Source organism: Caballeronia sp. LZ062 (assembly GCF_031450785.1).
In the GTDB taxonomy this organism is placed as follows: domain Bacteria; phylum Pseudomonadota; class Gammaproteobacteria; order Burkholderiales; family Burkholderiaceae; genus Caballeronia.
On record NZ_JARTWB010000001.1, the window covers coordinates 171,839 to 189,152 of the forward strand.

The following is a 17,314-nucleotide window of genomic DNA, read 5'->3' on the forward strand; positions in this document are numbered from 1 at the left end:
ACGCGGCTCACCGCGCGAGCGGCGCGGAAAAGAACGCATCGACCAGATCGACGATGCGCCACGTCGAGCACGGACGCCTGCAATGCGCGTCGAACCCGGCTTCCTTCAGTTTCTGCACCGGATCGGCGGGCCAGACGTTGCTCATCGCGACGAGCAGGCGCCCGGTGACATCCGCGTCCATGCGCAGCGTGCGAATGAAGACATAGCCGAATTCGCTGTCGAGGCTCGTGTCCAGCACGAGCGCCTGCGGCTGCCAGCCATGCAGCAGCGCGGGCACCGACACCAGATCGCGCGTATGAATGACCTGCAGTCCCTTCAGACGAAGCTGCACCGCGAGCGACTCCGCGATGGACTTGTCCTTGTGCGCGATCAGCACGCGCCGCGCGGAATCGCCCGGGCGCGCCCGCTTGATGCGCCAGAGGGCGAATTCGCTTTCGTCGTCGGATAAGCGGGCTGGCATCGCAATCTCCTCTTGGTGACGGTTGCGTCCAGTGTCGGCCGGCCGCGCGCTCGGCTAAACCCGGCACGGGCGGGGAACGCCGGCGATTTCCGGGGACTGCCGAATGTATCCCTTCGAAAGGAGGGGTTCGACGAGCGACAGGCGCGCGTAATATCGGAAGCGTTCTCGGGGACTCGCAATGGAAAACGGATACTTCAAAACAGTATTGCTGGTAGAGGACGAAGGGCTCACGCGCAGCGCGATGAAGACGTTGATTCTGGCGAACGAGCCCTTGCTCGAGATCGACGAAGCCGATGGGTTCGAGCAGGCGAAAGCGAAGCTCTCGGCGAATTCGTACGATCTCATGTTTCTCGACTATCACTTGCGCGGCCAGGCCACCGGCATGGACCTGCTCAACTGGATACGCGAGGAGGAGCGCGAGGTACAGACCATCATGCTGTCCGCTCAGGACGACCGCGATACCGTGCTCGAATGCATTCGCAACGGCGCGTGCGGTTTCATCTCGAAGGGAAGCGAGCAGGGCGCGGGCGTGTTCCGCGAAGCCCTCAAGACCATTCTCAACGGGCGCGTTTATCTGCCGAACACCGTGCTCGGCAAGGGCGGCCACAGCCCGAAACCCGTGTCGACACATGCGGGCGTGACCATCGAATCGCTGGATCTTCCGCCGCGTCTCACCGAAACGCTGCGCTATCTGCTGCAAGGGCTGTCGAACAAGGCCATCGCGCGGAAGATGAACATCAGCGAGAACACGGCCAAGGAATATTCCAGCGACCTGCTCGCGCGCTTTCACGTGACGCGGCGAACCTTCCTGATCGTCGAAATGGCGCGGCGCGGCATCGAAATGCCGATGGGCAACACGTCGTCGGCTTCCTGAGCGGCTCGTGAGGCCACGGCGGCGTCGCGCGCCCACTGCGTCCCCTTTTCTCAAAACTCCGAGGATTCCTGCCCGAATGGTAAGGTAGAGCCCGGTTTATTTCGAGATGGGAAACGCGCAGGTGAACAGCAGGTCGATGATTCAGAAAACGAAGGGTGCCGGTGCGGCATTCGCCCTTGCAACGGCGCTCGCCCTGGCCGCGTGCGCGCCGCTCCCCGATCAGCAGCAAAGTGCCGATGCGGCCGCGGCGGCATCGGCGGCACAGGCCGCGCAGGCGGCATCCGCTGCTGCGGCGGCGAAGGCAGCCGCGCAAGCATTGGGGCCGACGGAACAGCGGATCGTCGTCGGCGCGGCGAGCGGCTATCACGTCACCGTCAAGACGACGCCGCCCGCGCAGGTCTGCGACAACACCGCCTTTGCGGACGGCGTGCGCTACGGCTATGCGCTAACGTGGAACCGGCTCGTCGGCGAGGCGGTCCGCGAAAACGGCGGCAAGCCGGTCAAGGGCAAGCTCGGCAAATTCGATCCATCCGCCATCCACTTGCAGGACGACCAGTACAAGATTCAGTGGAACGGCAAGGAACGCACGAACGCCTGCGCGTCGGACGGCTATCTGATCGGGCGCATCGTCGGGACGCACCTCGCGGGTGTCGACATGCGCAACGGCAAGCCGTCGTAACGGGCGCGGCTCTAATCGCAGGCGTGCGCCGCGGTGACGTAGCGGCTGCCCGCCGCGCTGTCGCCGTAGATCGTGTAGCCGGTGCCGTACGCCGCCGGCTGCGCGACGACCAATATGGCCGATGAACCGCCCTGTCCCGGAACCGATACCGCCAGCGAATCGGGGCCGAGGCCGTATTCCCGCACGCGCGGCGCGATGGAAGTCCACCGCGTCTTGACGCACTTCGTGAACTCCAACGTCGCCAGCGTCGACGTGCCGGAGCCTATCGGCACGGTTTTCAGAAGGGCGTCGTCCGTGCTGACGCACCCGTTAAGCGCCAGTGCGAAACAAACTGCCAACGCGCTTGTGACACTTTTTCTCATATTTCCGATGCCTTTGATGGTGGTATCCGCTTAGTCTTCCCGCCGATGATGCACGGCGCGATTGCCTCGAAGCAGCCATCGCGCCCGGCGAATCGGCCTGGAGCGCGAGGGTCGCTTTCCCAATAAGCGGTCAAGTCGGGTCAACCGTAGCCGTTATACAGGCGTTTCATGCACGGAAACCATTTGTATGGCGCGCCGTCGGCGAAAACCGGCGCTGCGCCCACTGTGCATCATGCGCCGCCCCCGATAACTACGATTTGCGCCGCAGCCGGCAGTTTCTTGCCGGGCCGCAGCGCGAGCAGGTTCAAAAAACGCATGTCTCGCAGAAAGTCGTTCACCTGGCTTCGCGCCATTCCCGCGCTCGGACGCTCGTTTGCCGCGCGCCTCGATCCCCAGCGGTTCGCCGCGCCCGCGCTCACGGTTCTCGTGTGCGCGCTGCTTCTCGTCGTGTTCCAGCACCTGTCGCATACGGTCGATTACAAGTCCGTCGTGCGCTCGCTCCGGACGCTCTCGCTCCAGGCCTGGGGCGCCGCGCTCTTCGCGACCGCGCTCAGCTTTGCCGCGCTGGTCGGGCGCGATGCCGTCGGCTTGCGTCACATCGGCGTTGCGGTGCCGCGTTCGCTGCTGTGGGTCGGCGCGACGGTCGGCTCGGCGCTCGGCAACGTCACCGGTTTCGGCGCGCTGACAGGCGGGGCGGTGCGCTGCCGCGTCTACGGCGCGGCGGAGGTCACGGCCGCGCAGGTCGGCCGCCTGTCGATTTTCACGGGCGTGACGCTCGCGCTTTCGCTGGCGTTCATAGCGGCGCTCGGCATGGTGTGCTCGGCGGGCACGCTCTCGCCGATGCTGCATCTTTCCCCGGCGATACTGCGCGCGCTCGGCGCCGCGCTGCTCGCCGTCTTCGTCGCGATGCTCCTCTTCTGCGGACGCGAGCAGCGCACGCTGCGCTCGCGCTGGACGTGGCTCGCGTTCACGGTGCCGACGCGCCGCGACTTCATCGCGCAAACGGCGCTCGCCGTCGTGGATGTGCTCGGCGCGGGCATCGCGCTCTGGGCGATGCTGCCCGGCGCGCACGTCGGCTTCGGCGAATTCATGACCGTCTTCTCCACAGCGATGCTGCTCGGGATGATCGGCCACACGCCGGGCGGCGTCGGCGTGTTCGAAGCGGCGATGGTCTTCGCGCTCGGCCGCAATGTGGCGACGCCGGACGTGCTCGCCGCGCTGCTCGCGTATCGCGCGATCTACTTCGGCCTGCCGCTGATTCTCTCGGCCGCCGTGATGGCCGCGTTCGAAGGACGCGCGCTGAAGGGCCGTTTCGCCTTCCTGCATCCGCGCCGCGTGTCGCCGCTCGCGCCGCTGTTCCTCGCGATCGTCGCGTTCGCGGCCGGGTCGATGCTCGTCATCTCCGGCGCGACGCCTGCGTTCAAAATGCGCATTGCGCTCTTGCAGACGGTGATTCCGCTGTGGGTGCTGGAAAGCTCGCAACTGCTCGGCAGCGTGATGGGCGTCATGCTGCTTTTCGTTGCGCGCGGGCTCATGCGCCGGCTCGACGCCGCGTGGTGGGTCGCGCTGATTCTCGCGGTCGCGAACTTCGCGCTGTCGCTGGCGAAGGGGCTCGCCTTCATCGAAGCGGGCGTGCTGGCGTTCCTGATCGCGCTGCTCGTGCTGACGCGCGAGCGGTTCAACCGTCGGGCGTCGCTCTTCGCCGAGCGATTCACGGCGACGTGGCTGGTTTCCGTCGGCATGGTCATGGCGGTTGCCGTGTGGATCATGTTCTTCGCCTTCCGCGACGTGCCGTACAACACGGACCTCTGGTGGCAATTCGCGTTCGACGAGCGCGCGCCGCGTGCGCTGCGCGCGACGCTCGCGGCGGGCGTCTTCGCCTGCGCGTTCGCCGTGTGGCAGTTGCTGCGTCCGGCGGCGGGCCGCTTCGAAATGCCCGCGCCGCAGGACCTCGCCGATGCCGCGCGCATTTTCCGCGCGCAGGAGCGCAGCGACGCCGGCCTCGCGATGATGGGCGACAAGAGCTTTCTGTTTTCCGAGTCGCGCCAGGCATTTCTCATGTACGCGAAGCACGGCCGCACGTGGGCCGCGCTGCACGATCCCGTCGGGCCGCGCGGCGAGTGGGCGGGGCTGATCCGCCGTTTCGTCGAACTCGCGCATTCGCACAACGGCCGCGCCGCGTTCTATCAGGTGCGCGCCGACGCGCTGCCGCTCTATCTCGATGCCGGTCTCACGCTGATGAAGCTCGGCGAGGAAGCGCACGTCGCGCTGTCGGAATTTGATCTCAAGGGCTCGCATCGCGCGCATTTGCGTTATGCGTTGAAGCGCGGCGAACGCGACGGCTTCGACACGGAACTGATCGGACCGGACCGGATCGCGGAAAGCATGCCGATGCTGCGCGAAATCTCCGACGACTGGCTCGACAGCCGTTCGGCCCGCGAGAAGAGCTTCTCGGTGGCGGCGTTCAACGAAGAATATCTGGCGGCGCAATCGGTGCTGCTCGTGCGTCAGCAGGGCGTTCCCGTGGCGTTCGTCACCTTCATGACGACCGATCTCAACACCGAAGCGACCGTCGGCGTGATGCGGCACGTGGCGGAGGCGTCGTCGTATGCAATGGAATACCTCTTCACGCAGCTCGCGCTGCATCTGAAGGAGGCGGGGTTCAAGTCGCTGTCGCTGGGCATTGCGCCGCTTTCCGGCATGGAGCCGACGCCGCTCGCGTCGCACTGGCATCGGCTGGCGGGGCTCGTGTGGCGTTTCGGCGGGCGCTTCTACAACTTCCGCGGTCTGCGCGGATTCAAAAGCAAGTTCCAGCCGCACTGGGAGCCGCGTTATCTGGCGGCGTCCGGTTCGGTCAGCGTGTTTCTCACTTTGGCGGACCTCTCGTTGCTGGCGGGAGGCTGGCGTTCATGAACAAGTTTGGCAAGAAACTGGCGGCGCTCGCGGCGGCCGCCGTCTGCGGCGTTTCGATGATCGGCGCGGCGCACGCGAACACCGTGTCCGGTGGCCGCTACGGGCAGGTCACGGTGACGAAGCCCACGGGCGAGATGACGGGCTTCGTCGTGCTGCTGTCGGAAAAGAGCGGCTGGAGCGAATCCGACCAGCAAACCGCCGATGCGCTCGCGGCGAAGGGCGCGATGGTCGTCGGCGTCGATACGCCGCGCTACGCCGCGCGCCTCGCGACCGAGAAGAAGGAGACGTGCCACAACCTCGTCGGCGATGCCGAGGACATGAGCCATCAGCTCGAACGCACCGTGCAGACGAGCCGCTATTTCTCGCCGATTTTCGCTGGAACCGGACAAGGCGCGACCGTTGCGGAACACGCGCTCGGGCAGGCGCCGGACAACACGGTGGCGGGCGCGGTGTCGCTCGCGCCGGACGCAAAACTCGACGCGCGCTTCAATCCGTGTCCGCCCGATCCGACCATCATCCACATGAAGGGCTTGCCGGGCTTCATGGAGCGCGCCGCGTGGCAGCCGGGGCGCACGAAGGCTGACGCGCTCGTCACGATGACCGCGCCGCATCTGAAGAAGCCTGACGCGCCCGCTGTGAACGACGTGTCGGATCTGCCGCTCATCGAACTGCGCGCGGCGCAACCGACCGACTTGCTCGCCATCGTCATTTCCGGCGACGGCGGCTGGCGCGATCTCGACAAGACGATGGCGCTCGCGCTTCAGCGCGACGGCGTGTCGGTGATCGGCATCGATTCGCTGCGTTACTTCTGGAGCGAGAAGACGCCGCAGCGCACCGCAGAGGACATCGCGCGCGTGGTCCGCACGTACAGCGCGCGCTGGCATACGAGCCACGTCGCGCTCGTCGGCTATTCCTTTGGCGCGGACGTGATGCCGTTCGCATACAACCGTCTTCCCGACGACGTGCTGCGCCAAGTCTCGTATATCTCGCTGATGGGCTTCGCGTCCGAGGCGGATTTTCAGATACGCGTGACCGGCTGGCTCGGCATGAAGGCGAGCGACAAGGCGCTGAAGGTCAAGCCCGAACTCGCGAAGCTGCCGCCCGCGATGGTCCAGTGCATCTACGGCGAGAAGGAAGACGACACGCTGTGCCCGACGCTCACGAAGACGGGCATCGACGTGGTGAAGCTGCCGGGCGATCACCACTTCGGCGGCGACTACGACGCGCTCGCGCGGCGCATTCTCGCCGGCTGGCGTAAGCAGATCGCGGCGAAGCAGGCTGCATAACTCAGAGGCGATGATGGCCGGTTGATGGAGCCGGCCATGTCTCTCAACGATTACTTCGACGGTTGGTTTCTCGCCTGCTTCGACGTAAAAGCCACGAAACGCTTATACGTCGACGTCGTGCAAATGCAACTCGAACGTTTCGTTTCGGCGCTTAGAAAATCAACCGCCGTGTGCGCGGCGCCGATTCGGGCCGAAAGCACATCTGCCCGTACCGGGCGCGCTCGACTCGTCTTTCATCGCCGCCGTGCGATTCGTCAGCTGATCGGGCGGCTTGCGCGCATGAACGTGCCGATCATCGAGCGCACGGGCGCGACGCAAAAGCTGCGCTCGGTCCACGTGCGCGATTCCAAGCACAACCTGATCAAGATCTCCGAACTTATTTGAGCGGCCCGAGATAGTCCCGCTTGCCGATGGGCGCGCCGAGGTGCCGCAAGATATCGTGCGTCGTCGCGACGTGGAAGTAGAAGTTCGGCAAGCCGAAGCCGAACAGATAATCGACGCCTGAAAACGACGGCGAAAAGTCCGGAAACTTCAGCGTGACCGTGCGCGTTTCGCTGCCCTCCATCGTCGTTTGCTGGATGCTCTTCAAGTAAGCGATCGTCTTCGCTATGCGCTGCTGCAACGCCGCGAAGCTGTCCTCGTTGTCCTCGAAGCTCGGGGCATCGACGCCCGAAAGACGCTGCGCCGAGAGCTTCGCCGTATCGCTCGCGCGCTGAATCTGCGCGGCGAGCGGCAGCATGTCGGGGGCGAGGCGGGCGGCGATCACATCGGCGTGGGCGAGGCCTTTTTCATCGGCGAAAGCGGCGCCTTTCTCCAGCAGCGACGAGCAGACCTCCAGCCCGCGAATAAAAACCGGAATCGACGCGCGATACATCGAGAGGGACATGGTCTTGCGCTCCTTGTAGTGCGGACCGTCGCGGTCCTAAGTAGACATGGGCGACAAGCATAGCGTCCGGCGCGTCGCTGCGCAGAAACGGCTCGCTACGACTGTCCGTGTCGAGCCTGCCGTTCGCGCAGCTGCGCTTCGTAGCGTTCGAGCGCCGTCTGATACACATCGAATACACAGGGATGGCAGCCGCTGTGGCAGCAATCGTCCGGTTGGGGGCGCTCGGGCGGCGTGGGGCGCGGGTCGTCGGCGAGGTCGTTGGCTTCGTTCATGGTGTCGAGCTTGAACTGCCGCTTCGTCCGACGCAACCGCGGGCCGCTCGTGCCGCTTTTGCCGTCTATTGCCGCTCGTGCCGCTAACTTTTGGCGGGCTCACAATTCGCACAGTGCGATACTGCGCCAACGCTATCCCACCTCAACTCGACAGGATCGAAGGACTCCCTCGATGACTCAGACCGTCAGGCTTGCGATTGCCGGGGCGCTCGTGAGCGCGCTGCTCGCCGGCTGTGCCTCGCCGCACGACACGTCCGGCCGCACGCAGGCCGAGCCGGGCAAGGGCACGCCGTACCGCGCCGAGATCCGCCGCACGCAGGCAGGCATTCCGCACGTCCGTGCCGCCGACTGGGGTAGCCTCGGTTTCGGCTACGGCTACGCGCAGGCCGAAGACACGCTGTGCACGCTCGCCGACGGCTTCGTCACCTATCGCGGCGAGCGGTCCGCGTACTTCGGTGCGGATGCCCGCCTGCCGGCGCCGACGACGTTCGGTCAGCCGCGCAATCTCGACGCCGACTTCTTCTTCCGCCTCGTCGCGGACCAGGCCGCGGTCGACCGTTATCGCGCCGCGCAGCCACCGGAATTGCGCAGTCTCGTCGACGGCTTCGCATCCGGCTACAACCGCTACGTGGCCGACCTGAAAGCGGGCCAGTTTCCCGGCGCGCACGCGGCCTGTCGCGCGCAGCCGTGGGTCGAGGAGATCGAGCCGGACGACATCTATCGCCGGGTGATCGCGGCAAATCTCGCGGGCGGCTCGGCGCGGTTCGTGCAGGCGATCGCTGGCGCGCAGCCTCCCAAGCGCGGCGCGCAGCCGCCGGCCGCGTCGCTGGATGCGAAAGACCTGCGATACGGCGTCGGCGACATGCCGGGCATCGGCAGCAACGCGCTCGCGTTCGGCGCGCCGATCACGCGCGACAGACGCAGCATCCTGTTCGGCAATCCGCACTGGTTCTGGCGCGGCCCGGACCGCTTCTATCAGGCGCAGTTGACCATTCCCGGGCGGCTGAATGTGGCGGGCGCGTCGTTTCTGGGAATGCCGCTCGTCGTGCTCGGCTTCAACGAAAACATCGCGTGGACGCACACCGTTTCGACGGGGCGCCGCTTCGGCCTCTTCGAGATGACGCTCGATCCCGCCGACCCGACGCGCTACGTGTTCGACGGCGCGAGTCAGCCGATGACGCCGGTGCCGCTCACGGTGCGCGTGCGCCGCGCGAACGGCTCGCTGGAATCGGTCTCGCGCACGCTGTATCGCACGCGCTTCGGGCCGGTCGTCGATCTGTCGGCGATGAACGCCGGCCTCGGCTGGAGCGCGCAGCGCGCGTATGCGCTCGCCGACGTCAACGCGGACAACGTGCGCAGCTTCGAAAACTTCTTCGCGTGGGACCAGGCGCGCTCGCTCGACGACTTCATCGCGATTCAGAAGCGGTATGCGGCGATTCCGTGGGCCAACACATTCGCCATCGGCCGTGGCGATCCGCGTGTGTGGTTCGCGGACATCGGCCCGATTCCCGGCGTGCCGGATGCGCTTGCGGACGCCTGCACCACGCAAACGGGCCGGGCGCTTGCGGGCGGCTTGCCCGGCGTGCCGGTCCTGGACGGCTCGAAAAGCGCCTGCACGTGGCGCTCCGATCCGGGAAGCGCACAGCCCGGCACGCTGCCCGTCGCGCAGTTGCCGACCATGCTGCGCGGCGATTACGTCGGCAACTTCAACGACAGTTACTGGCTCACCAACGCGAACGTGCCGCTCAAGGCTTATGCGCGCGTGCTCGGTCCGACGCGCGACGAGCAGTCGTTGCGCACCCGCTATGGGCATCTGCTTGCCGCGCGGCTGCAGCGCGAACCCGGCGGCGTGACGCGCGGCGCGGTGGAACAGGCGGTGCTCGAAACGCACTCGATGTCCGAGCAGTTGTACCGTCAGCCTGTACTCGACGCCGTCTGCTCGCCCGGCGACGCGGCAAGCGCGCTCAACGACGCCTGCGACGTGCTGCGCAACTGGAACGGCACCGCCGACATCGACGCGCGCGGCGCCAATCTGTGGGACGAATTCTGGCGACGCGTGGAAAAGCTCGCGCCGGAGAGTCTCGCCGCCACGCGCTTCGATCCGGCGCGGCCGCTCACGACGCCCAGCGGGCTGAAAACGGACAACCCCGCCGTCGTGCAGGAATTGCGGCAGGCGCTCGGCGGGGCGGCGCTTTCGCTGAGGCTCAACGGCTTCGCGCTGGACTCGCGGCGCGGCGATCTGCTCTATTCGACGCGCAACGGCGCAAACGTGCCGCTCTACGGCGGCTGCGACGATGCAGGCTACTTCACCGTCGTCTGCGCGGGGCGGCCGCTCAATCCGAAGGGCTATCCGATGGACGCGAATGGCGAAGGCGACAGCTACATGCAGGTGGTCACGTTTACTGCGGACGGTGCGCCGGGCGTGGAGGCGGATACGATGCTCGCGCCGTCCGAATCGGACGATTCTGCATCGCCGCGTTCCGGCGACGGCACGCGGCTTTTCGCGGCAAAGCATTGGCAGCGGTTCCCGTTCACCGACGAAGCCATCGACGCCGACCCGGGCGTGACGCGCGTCGTCGTCACGGGCACGCGTTGAGGTCGCAGGACGCTTCGCGAGCCGGAAGTTTCCCGTCTATGATGGAGGTTTGCCCGCATGGAACCTCTGTCATGACTACTGGCGACAGCACACAGCAAGAAGAAGCAGTCCGGCTCGACGCGTCCGCGTTGCAGGCCTTCGTCGATCGGAAATGGAACGACGAAATCGTTCCGGCGCTCACCGATTACATCGCCGTTCCGGCGAAAAGCCCGATGTTCGACGCCGACTGGGCGCGCCACGGCTTCATCGAGCGCGTGGTCACGGACGCCGTGGACTGGGTCAAGGCGCAGCCGGTCAAGGGTCTCGAGGTCGAAATCGTGCGGCTGACCGGGCGCACGCCGGTGATCTTCTTCGAGGCGCCCGCTACGCGCTCGGGCAGCACCGAAACGGTCGTGCTCTACGGCCATCTGGACAAGCAGCCGGAGTTCGAGGGCTGGCGCAGCGACCTCGGCCCGTGGACGCCGAAGCTCGAAGACGGCAAGCTCTACGGTCGCGGCGGCGCCGACGACGGTTACGCGACCTACGCCAGCATCACGGCGCTCGCGGCGCTCGACGCGCAGGGCGTGGAGCGCCCGCGCTGCGTCGGCATCATCGAGACGTGCGAGGAGTCGGGCAGCTACGACTTGCTGCCGTACATCGACGCGCTGCGCGACAGGCTCGGCGACGTCGGGCTCGTGATCTGCCTCGATTCGGGCGCGGGCAATTACGACCAGCTTTGGCTGACCACGTCGCTGCGCGGGCTCGTCGCGGGCGATCTCGAAGTGCAGGTGCTGGAAGAAGGGCTGCATTCGGGCGGCTATGGCGGCATCGCGCCGTCGACGTTTCGCATCATGCGGCAATTGTTCGAGCGCCTCGAAGACGCCGCGACCGGCAATCTGCTGCCGAAGGACTTCCACTGCGGGATTCCGGCGCAACGCCTGCGCGAAGCGGAAGCAACGGCGCAGATTCTCGGCGACGACGTCTGGAAGAAGCTGCCGTGGAGCTGCGGTCAGGATGGCGGGAGCGTGCTGCCGACCACCACCGATCCTAAGGAAGCGCTGATCAACTCGACGTGGCGGCCTTCGCTGACCGTGACGGGTGCAGCGGGCCTTCCGCCGCTCGCGGACGCCGGCAACGTGCTCGCGCCGCGCACCGCGTTCAAGCTCTCGCTGCGCCTGCCGCCGCTCGTCGAAGCGACGGAGGCGGTCGCGCAGCTGAAGTCGTTGCTCGAATTCGATCCTCCGTACAACGCGAAGGTTACGTTCAAGCCGGAGGCGGGCGCCGCGACGGGCTGGAGCGCGCCGGAACTCGCGCCGTGGCTTGCCTCGTCGCTGAACGACGCGTCGCGGCGGCATTTCGGCGCCGATGTCGCATACATGGGACAGGGGGGCACCATTCCACTGATGAACACGCTGAAAGAAGGCTTCCCGCGCTCGCAGTTCATGGTGTGCGGGGTGCTCGGGCCGAAGTCGAACGCGCACGGGCCGAACGAGTTCCTGCACGTGCCGTATGCGCGCAAGCTGACGGCGGCGGTGGCCGAAGTGATCGCGGCTGCGCCGTGAACGGTGTTGCGTCCACGTTGTCGGAACAAGAACGCCCGCGCTCGCGGGCGTTTTCTTATCTTTGGCCGAAAACAAACTGGTCAGGCCAGTTGATCGTCTGTAAAGTAGTAGGCCCGCGCGTTGCCCGAAGAGGCGACGCGTCAGCAATCGACTTTGGGAGACGAGAGTCGCAATGAACGAAGCCAGCAAAACCGCAGTACAGGAGCGGCGCATCGCCGCCGACACCTTGCACGCGTACGTCCGCGCCATCTGGGAACACGCGGGCAGCGCCGCGCGCGAGGCGCAACTCGTGGCCGATCACCTGGTGATGGCCAATCTGTCCGGCCACGACTCGCACGGCGTCGGCATGATTCCGCGCTACACGTCGTCGCTCGCGGACGGGCAACTCCAGCTGAACACGCACGCGGACATCGTGCGCGACGCCGGCGCGGTGCTCACCGTCGATGGCCGCAAGGGGTTCGGGCAGGTCGTCGCCTACGAGGCGATGGAGCACGGCATCGAGCGCGCGAAGAAGTTCGGCGTATGCGCGGTGGGCTTGCGCAACGCGCATCACATCGGGCGCATCGGCCACTGGGCCGAGCAGTGCGCGAAGGCGGGGCTCGTGTCGTTCCACTTCGTGAACGTGGCGGGCGATCCGCTCGTCGCGCCGTTCGGCGGCATCGACCGGCGCTTCGGCACGAACCCGTTCTGCGCCGGGTATCCGCGCGACGGCAAAAATCCGCTCGTGCTCGATTTCGCGACGGCGGGCATCGCTTACGGCAAGACGCGCGTAGCCTACAACAAGGGCGTGACGGTCGCGCCGGGCATGTTGCTCGACCACGAAGGCCGTCCGACCGTGGAGCCGAAGGTGATGCACGAAGAGCCGTTCGGCACCTTGACGGCGTTCGGCCTGCACAAGGGCTCGGGGCTTGCCGCGCTGTGCGAGATTTTCGGCGGCGCGCTCTCGGGCGGCTACACGACGCACGAAAGCACGCTGGAAAAGTCGAGCGCCATCTTCAACTGCATGACGTCGGTGATCCTCGACCCGAACGCCTTCGACGCGCCCGCGGCGCAAGCCGAAGCCGAAGCCTTCCTCGAATGGATGAAGGCGTCGCCGCACGGCGAAGGCGTCGATGCGATCTACGCGCCGGGCGAACCGGAAGAGGCGCGTCGCGCGGAACGCGGGGCGAACGGCGTGCCGATCGACCCGACCACGTGGAAGCAGATTCGTGAGTCCGCCGAGAAGTCCGGCATGACCGAAGCCGAAATCGCACCGTACGCGGATGCATTGAAATAAGCGCGCAAGACCGCGCGGCCGAAATTGGTCAAACCAATTCGGCCGCGTATCAGGAATCAGCGCACCATCTCTTTCTCGATCCACTCGATCACCGACGTCCGCTTCGGTTGCCATCCGAGCAGCGTTCGTGTGCGCTCGCCCCGCACGCGACTGTTCGACCCCAGCCCGTACGACGCCATCTCGTAGCCCCATTCCTCGATTGCCTGTTCGAGCGGCCAGTCCTCGGGGCCGCGCAGGCCGAGCGCCTTCGCCATCGCGGCCGTCATGTCGCGGAACTGCGCCTCGCCGCTTTCGATAAAGTAGAAGGTGCCCGCCGGCGTTTTCGCGAGCGCGCGGCGGTAAGCGTCCACGACATCGTCGATATGGACGTTCGACCAGATATTCAGGCCGCGCCCGACGTGCCGCACGACGCCGCTCTTTTTCGCTTGCCGCTCGAGACGCGGCAACTGAACGCTGGCCGTGCCGGGAATCGCGCCGTGACCGTAGATCAGCGTGTTGCAGAGCACTGCCGAACGCACGCCGCGCTTGGCGGCGTCCAGCACGAGATTGTCGATGGCGACGCGCGGCGCCTTGTCGACGGTCGGTTCGGGCAAGCGGTCCTCCGAGTAGATCGCGTCCGATGCCTCGCCACCCGAAGCATCGCCGACGATGCTCGACCCGCTCGTATGCAGGAACGGCTTGTCCGAGCCTTCGAGCGCATGCACCAGCGCTTCGACCGCGCCGCGATGATCGCTGCTCGCCGCGTTGATGACCGCATCGGCGGCGCGCGCTTCGGCAGCCAGCAGGGCGTTGTCATCCAGACTGCCGACAACCGGCTCGATGCCCGCACGCATCAGCGCGTCGCGCTGCTCCTCGCGGCGGATCAGCCCGCGCACGCGATGCCCGTCGCTGACGAGGCCCGCAGCAATCGACCCGCCGATGAAACCGCCCGCGCCTGTGACGAAAATATTCATGGTGTTGCTCCATTGTTTGATTCGGTGCGCACAGTATCGTCTGCTTCGACTTTCGCAGAAACGGTGTTAGTCTCAAATGAACTTTGACTCCGAATCAATAATCGACGCGGCATGAAGACCAACACCGACGAACTGCTCGTATTCGTGACAGTGATCGACAGCGGGTCAATGACGGCGGCGGCCGAAAGTCTTCAGCAGACAGTTTCCGGCGTAAGCCGCACGTTGACACGGCTGGAGAAGAAACTCGACGCGGCACTCGTGCGCCGCACGACCCGCCGCCTGCAACTCACCGACGAAGGCGAACTGTTCCTGGCCCGCGCCCGCGCGATCCTCGCCGCGATGGACGACGCCGAGGAAGCGCTGTCGCGACGCCGCGAGCGGCCCGCCGGCCGGCTGCGCGTCGATGCGGCTTCGCCGTTCATGCTTCATTGCGTCGTGCCGCACGTGAAAGCGTTCGCCGCGCTCTACCCGGACATCTCGCTGGAGCTGACGAGCAACGAGCGCATCGTCGACTTGCTGGAGCAGCGCGTCGATATCGCGATCCGCATCGGCGCGCTGCAGGACTCCACGCTGCACGCGCGCGCGCTCGGTAGCAGCCGCCTGCGCGTGCTCGCGAGTCCGGCATACCTTGCCGAGCACGGCGAACCGCGCGACGTCGACGAACTGCTGCGCGCCCGGCTGATCGGCTTCACAGCGCCGGAGAGCCTGAACGACTGGCCGCTGCGCCATCTACGCGATGGCCGCGACGTGGGCTTCGTGAGCATCGAGCCGGCCATTTCGGCGTCGAGCGGCGAGACGATCCGGCAGTTGACGCTCGACGGCGGCGGCATCGCCTGTCTCGCCGACTTCATGACCGCGGCCGACGTCAAGGCGGGCCGCCTGCGCTGGATTCTGGACGACGTGCTTCGCGACGTTCGCCAGCCGATCAGCGCGGTGTACTACCAGAGCGAGTCGATGGCGGCGCGCGCCCGCGCATTTCTCGACTTTCTCGCGGGCCGGCTTGCGCTATAGCGCAACCGGCTGCCACTACCAGACACAGGACAACCCATGCCACCGATCGAAGCGATCAACGCCCCCGGCCTGCCGACTCCCGCCGGCCATTACAGCCACGCGACGCGCGCTGGCAGTCTGATCTGCGTCTCCGGCCAGTTGCCCGTGCGCCCGGACGGCACGCACACCGGCGACCTCTCGTTCGAAGAGCAGGCCGAGCAGACCTTGCGCAACCTGCGAACCGTGCTCGAAGCGGCGGGCGCGGGCCTGCGGGACTGCATCGAAGTGACGGTTTATCTCGTCGGCGTCGAGCACTGGAAGGCATTCAACGAGATTTACGCGCGCCACTTCGGTACGTGGAAACCGGCGCGCGCCGTCGTGCCGGTCGGCGCGCTGCATTACGGTTATCTGCTGGAAATCTCCGCGCGTGCGTGGATAGAACCGGCGCCGAAACAGCCCGACTAGGCCAGGTCGAGCGCCTTCGTCAGATCGCCGAGCGGGGCCTCGCCGTTTGCGGCCATGGCGCGATCCCGCGCGGCGACACCGTCGAGCGGCGCGAGGTCGTGCACGCGCGAGATGAAGCGCAGGATCGAGTTCGTGTCGTAGACCGTGTGATCGACATAGCCCTTCTTGGCGAACGGCGAGACGACGAGCGCCGGAATGCGCGAACCCGGCCCCCAGCGGTCGCCTTTCGGCGGCGCGACGTGGTCCCACCAGCCTCCGTTTTCATCGACGGTCACGATGACCACGGTGTTCTGCCACTGCGGACCGCGCCGGATGTGCTCGATCACGTTCGCAATGTGACGGTCGCCCGAAGCGACATCCGCGTAACCGGCGTGCATGTTCAGATTGCCTTGCGGCTTGTAGAACGTGACGGCGGGCAGGCGGCCGGCGTCGATATCGGCTAGCAGTGTGTTCGTCGAAGGGTCGTCGCCGAGGCCGGCGTCGCGTAGGTGCCGCTCGCGCGCCGCCGTCCCCGGCGCGTAGTTGCGAAAATAGTTGAAGGGCTGATGGTGATACTGAAAGTCGGGCACGGCGCCCGTGTCGCGGTGATCGAGGGCGTATTGCCACGCGCCGCTGTACCACGCCCAGTCGACGCCCTTGTCGGACAAACGGTCGCCGATGGTCGCGTAAGTTTGCGGCGGGAGCACGAGCGCGTTCGACGTATCCGCGAGGCGTGGATCGCCGCCAGGCGCGGGCTTCACGTTGCTCGGCTGATAGGGCGGGAACATGGTGTTGACCGCGTAGCCGTCGGCGGTGAGCGCGCCGTCGCGCACGAACTTCGGCGGGCCGTCCAGCGCGGACTTCGGCGAATCCGGGGCGAGCTTCAGCCGGGCGCCGGCCGGATCGTCGCCTTCTACGACTGCCAGCAGCCTCGCCGCCGGGCTGCTGGCTGCATCCGGGTAATAGGGCGCCTGCGCCGAAATCAGGAAGATGTGGTTGAGCCACGAGCCGCCGAACGCCGACATGAAAAAATTGTCGCAGAGCGTGTACTGCTGCGCGAGTCCCCACAGTTTCAGCGTGTCAGGCGAACTCCTGTAGTGACCCATGACGAGCGCGCCGGAGTCGCCCCAGGCCGCGAACTGGTTGTTGCGCCCGGCGTTGATCTGCATCTGGTTCTGGTAGAACCGATGCACCAGATCACGCGTGATGACGCTGTTCGGCAGCGGTTCGCCGTGCGCATCGACGAGGCGGAACGGGCCGTTGCGAAGCTCGCTGATTTGATGCTCCGCAATGGCATATCGCTTGCCGTCGACTTCCTGCGCCTGTGGCACAAGGCCGCCCCAGATTTTGGGCAACGTAGGCAAGGGCGTGACGCCGTCGCGGTCGAACTGCGTGTACTGCGAAGACGGCACAGCCGAGAGCGGATATTGCACGCCGGGATAGTCGCCGTACAGGTTCGTGAAGCTGCGGTTCTCGGCGTAGATGACGACGATCTGTCGCACTTGCGCCGCGAGCGTGCGGTCGAGCGAAAGGTCGGCCGCCGTTTTCGGCGTGGCGGGCTTCGGCTCGAAGAGGTTGCAGCCGCCCAACGACAATCCCGCGATCCCGACGCCAGCAGCGAGTAACCGCCGCCGTGCGGGATCGGCGGGCGCGTCGGCGCTGCTGGAAAACTCGTGGTGCGGCTCGTCGTTCGGTTTCATCGCGTGACTCCTCGTTGATGCACGCGGCTGCCAGCGCGCGGCATGATCGACGCTAAAGATGGCGCTTGCGTGACGCTGCGCT

At 66.4% G+C, this 17,314-nt stretch carries 15 protein-coding genes and 1 pseudogene; 10 read left to right on the plus strand and 6 right to left on the minus strand.

From position 1 onward, the window contains the following. Nucleotides 1-7: 7 nt before the first annotated feature. Entirely contained in the window at nucleotides 8-460 is a 453-nt protein-coding gene (locus P9239_RS00895; RefSeq protein ID WP_309748636.1) for a histidine kinase, read from the minus strand. Nucleotides 461-638: 178 nt separating this feature from the next. On the opposite strand from P9239_RS00895, the gene P9239_RS00900 reads away from it, so the two are divergent. Further along, nucleotides 639-1,334 carry a response regulator transcription factor gene (locus tag P9239_RS00900; RefSeq protein ID WP_309748637.1) on the plus strand — a complete coding sequence of 232 codons (696 nt, stop codon included), beginning with the start codon at nucleotides 639-641 and terminating at the stop codon, nucleotides 1,332-1,334. 136 nt (nucleotides 1,335-1,470) lie between these two features. After that, entirely contained in the window at nucleotides 1,471-2,013 is a 543-nt protein-coding gene (locus tag P9239_RS00905; RefSeq protein ID WP_309748638.1) for a hypothetical protein, read from the plus strand. A gap of 11 nt (nucleotides 2,014-2,024) precedes the next feature. Here the strand turns inward: P9239_RS00905 and P9239_RS00910 are convergent, their stop codons facing one another. Continuing rightward, nucleotides 2,025-2,285 carry a hypothetical protein gene (locus P9239_RS00910; RefSeq protein WP_309748639.1) on the minus strand — a complete coding sequence of 87 codons (261 nt, stop codon included), beginning with the start codon at nucleotides 2,283-2,285 and terminating at the stop codon, nucleotides 2,025-2,027. Nucleotides 2,286-2,690: 405 nt separating this feature from the next. Between P9239_RS00910 and mprF the strand changes: the two genes are divergently transcribed. The 3 genes and pseudogenes from mprF to P9239_RS00925 all read left to right on the plus strand — a co-directional run bounded on the left by mprF (nucleotide 2,691) and on the right by P9239_RS00925 (nucleotide 6,958). Further along, a complete protein-coding gene (gene mprF, locus P9239_RS00915) occupies nucleotides 2,691-5,288 on the plus strand; it encodes a bifunctional lysylphosphatidylglycerol flippase/synthetase MprF (RefSeq protein ID WP_309748640.1) in 2,598 nt (865 codons plus the stop codon). Beyond that, complete coding sequence (locus P9239_RS00920) at nucleotides 5,285-6,574, plus strand: AcvB/VirJ family lysyl-phosphatidylglycerol hydrolase (RefSeq protein WP_309748641.1); 1,290 nt, start codon at nucleotides 5,285-5,287, stop codon at nucleotides 6,572-6,574. Before mprF ends, P9239_RS00920 begins: the two co-directional genes overlap by 4 nt. Nucleotides 6,575-6,610: 36 nt before the next feature. Beyond that, a pseudogene (locus P9239_RS00925) lies at nucleotides 6,611-6,958 on the plus strand (VOC family protein). Here the strand turns inward: P9239_RS00925 and P9239_RS00930 are convergent. After that, on the minus strand, nucleotides 6,951-7,460 hold the full coding sequence (locus P9239_RS00930) for a DUF1993 domain-containing protein (RefSeq protein WP_309748642.1): 510 nt from the start codon (nucleotides 7,458-7,460) through the stop codon (nucleotides 6,951-6,953). The pseudogene P9239_RS00925 and the gene P9239_RS00930 overlap by 8 nt on opposite strands. Nucleotides 7,461-7,555: 95 nt before the next feature. Next, the gene (locus tag P9239_RS00935; protein WP_309748643.1) at nucleotides 7,556-7,732 is read right to left on the minus strand and encodes an oxidoreductase-like domain-containing protein; all 177 of its coding nucleotides are present in this window, start codon (nucleotides 7,730-7,732) and stop codon (nucleotides 7,556-7,558) included. Nucleotides 7,733-7,904: 172 nt separating this feature from the next. Here P9239_RS00935 and P9239_RS00940 point away from each other — a divergent pair, with 172 nt between their 5' ends. From P9239_RS00940 to P9239_RS00950, 3 genes are all read left to right on the plus strand, one after another. Beyond that, nucleotides 7,905-10,328 (plus strand): penicillin acylase family protein, encoded by a 2,424-nt coding sequence (locus tag P9239_RS00940; RefSeq protein WP_309748644.1) that lies wholly within the window; start codon nucleotides 7,905-7,907, stop codon nucleotides 10,326-10,328. A 71-nt stretch (nucleotides 10,329-10,399) separates the two neighbouring features. Further along, nucleotides 10,400-11,869 (plus strand): M20 family metallopeptidase, encoded by a 1,470-nt coding sequence (locus tag P9239_RS00945; protein ID WP_309748645.1) that lies wholly within the window; start codon nucleotides 10,400-10,402, stop codon nucleotides 11,867-11,869. A gap of 172 nt (nucleotides 11,870-12,041) precedes the next feature. After that, a complete protein-coding gene (locus P9239_RS00950; RefSeq protein WP_309748646.1) occupies nucleotides 12,042-13,145 on the plus strand; it encodes a malate/lactate/ureidoglycolate dehydrogenase in 1,104 nt (367 codons plus the stop codon). Nucleotides 13,146-13,201: 56 nt separating this feature from the next. Here the strand turns inward: P9239_RS00950 and P9239_RS00955 are convergent, their stop codons facing one another. After that, nucleotides 13,202-14,098 carry an NAD-dependent epimerase/dehydratase family protein gene (locus tag P9239_RS00955; protein ID WP_309748647.1) on the minus strand — a complete coding sequence of 299 codons (897 nt, stop codon included), beginning with the start codon at nucleotides 14,096-14,098 and terminating at the stop codon, nucleotides 13,202-13,204. Nucleotides 14,099-14,209: 111 nt separating this feature from the next. Between P9239_RS00955 and P9239_RS00960 the strand changes: the two genes are divergently transcribed. Together P9239_RS00960 and P9239_RS00965 are read left to right on the plus strand one after the other, a co-directional pair. After that, nucleotides 14,210-15,109, plus strand: a complete 900-nt coding sequence (locus tag P9239_RS00960; RefSeq protein WP_309748648.1) for a LysR family transcriptional regulator — start codon at nucleotides 14,210-14,212, stop codon at nucleotides 15,107-15,109. Between the two features lie 36 nt (nucleotides 15,110-15,145). Further along, the gene (locus tag P9239_RS00965) at nucleotides 15,146-15,553 is read left to right on the plus strand and encodes a RidA family protein (protein ID WP_309748649.1); all 408 of its coding nucleotides are present in this window, start codon (nucleotides 15,146-15,148) and stop codon (nucleotides 15,551-15,553) included. On the opposite strand, the gene P9239_RS00970 is transcribed toward P9239_RS00965, so the two are convergent. After that, nucleotides 15,550-17,232, minus strand: a complete 1,683-nt coding sequence (locus tag P9239_RS00970) for an acid phosphatase (protein ID WP_309748650.1) — start codon at nucleotides 17,230-17,232, stop codon at nucleotides 15,550-15,552. The two genes, P9239_RS00965 and P9239_RS00970, sit on opposite strands and share 4 nt — an antisense overlap. Between the last annotated feature and the right edge of the window lie 82 nt (nucleotides 17,233-17,314).

Bases quoted from the DNA above. Each gene is read 5' to 3' on its own strand.
- P9239_RS00945 (WP_309748645.1), top strand. From the start codon at position 10,400: ATGACTACTGGCGACAGCACACAGCAAGAAGAAGCAGTCCGGCTCGAC.
- P9239_RS00965 (WP_309748649.1), top strand. From the start codon at position 15,146: ATGCCACCGATCGAAGCGATCAACGCCCCCGGCCTGCCGACTCCCGCC.
- P9239_RS00960 (WP_309748648.1), top strand. From the start codon at position 14,210: ATGAAGACCAACACCGACGAACTGCTCGTATTCGTGACAGTGATCGAC.
- P9239_RS00900 (WP_309748637.1), top strand. From the start codon at position 639: ATGGAAAACGGATACTTCAAAACAGTATTGCTGGTAGAGGACGAAGGG.
- P9239_RS00935 (WP_309748643.1), bottom strand. From the start codon at position 7,732: ATGAACGAAGCCAACGACCTCGCCGACGACCCGCGCCCCACGCCGCCC.
- P9239_RS00895 (WP_309748636.1), bottom strand. From the start codon at position 460: ATGCCAGCCCGCTTATCCGACGACGAAAGCGAATTCGCCCTCTGGCGC.
- P9239_RS00950 (WP_309748646.1), top strand. From the start codon at position 12,042: ATGAACGAAGCCAGCAAAACCGCAGTACAGGAGCGGCGCATCGCCGCC.
- P9239_RS00940 (WP_309748644.1), top strand. From the start codon at position 7,905: ATGACTCAGACCGTCAGGCTTGCGATTGCCGGGGCGCTCGTGAGCGCG.
- mprF (WP_309748640.1), top strand. From the start codon at position 2,691: ATGTCTCGCAGAAAGTCGTTCACCTGGCTTCGCGCCATTCCCGCGCTC.
- P9239_RS00955 (WP_309748647.1), bottom strand. From the start codon at position 14,098: ATGAATATTTTCGTCACAGGCGCGGGCGGTTTCATCGGCGGGTCGATT.
- P9239_RS00905 (WP_309748638.1), top strand. From the start codon at position 1,471: ATGATTCAGAAAACGAAGGGTGCCGGTGCGGCATTCGCCCTTGCAACG.
- P9239_RS00970 (WP_309748650.1), bottom strand. From the start codon at position 17,232: ATGAAACCGAACGACGAGCCGCACCACGAGTTTTCCAGCAGCGCCGAC.
- P9239_RS00920 (WP_309748641.1), top strand. From the start codon at position 5,285: ATGAACAAGTTTGGCAAGAAACTGGCGGCGCTCGCGGCGGCCGCCGTC.
- P9239_RS00930 (WP_309748642.1), bottom strand. From the start codon at position 7,460: ATGTCCCTCTCGATGTATCGCGCGTCGATTCCGGTTTTTATTCGCGGG.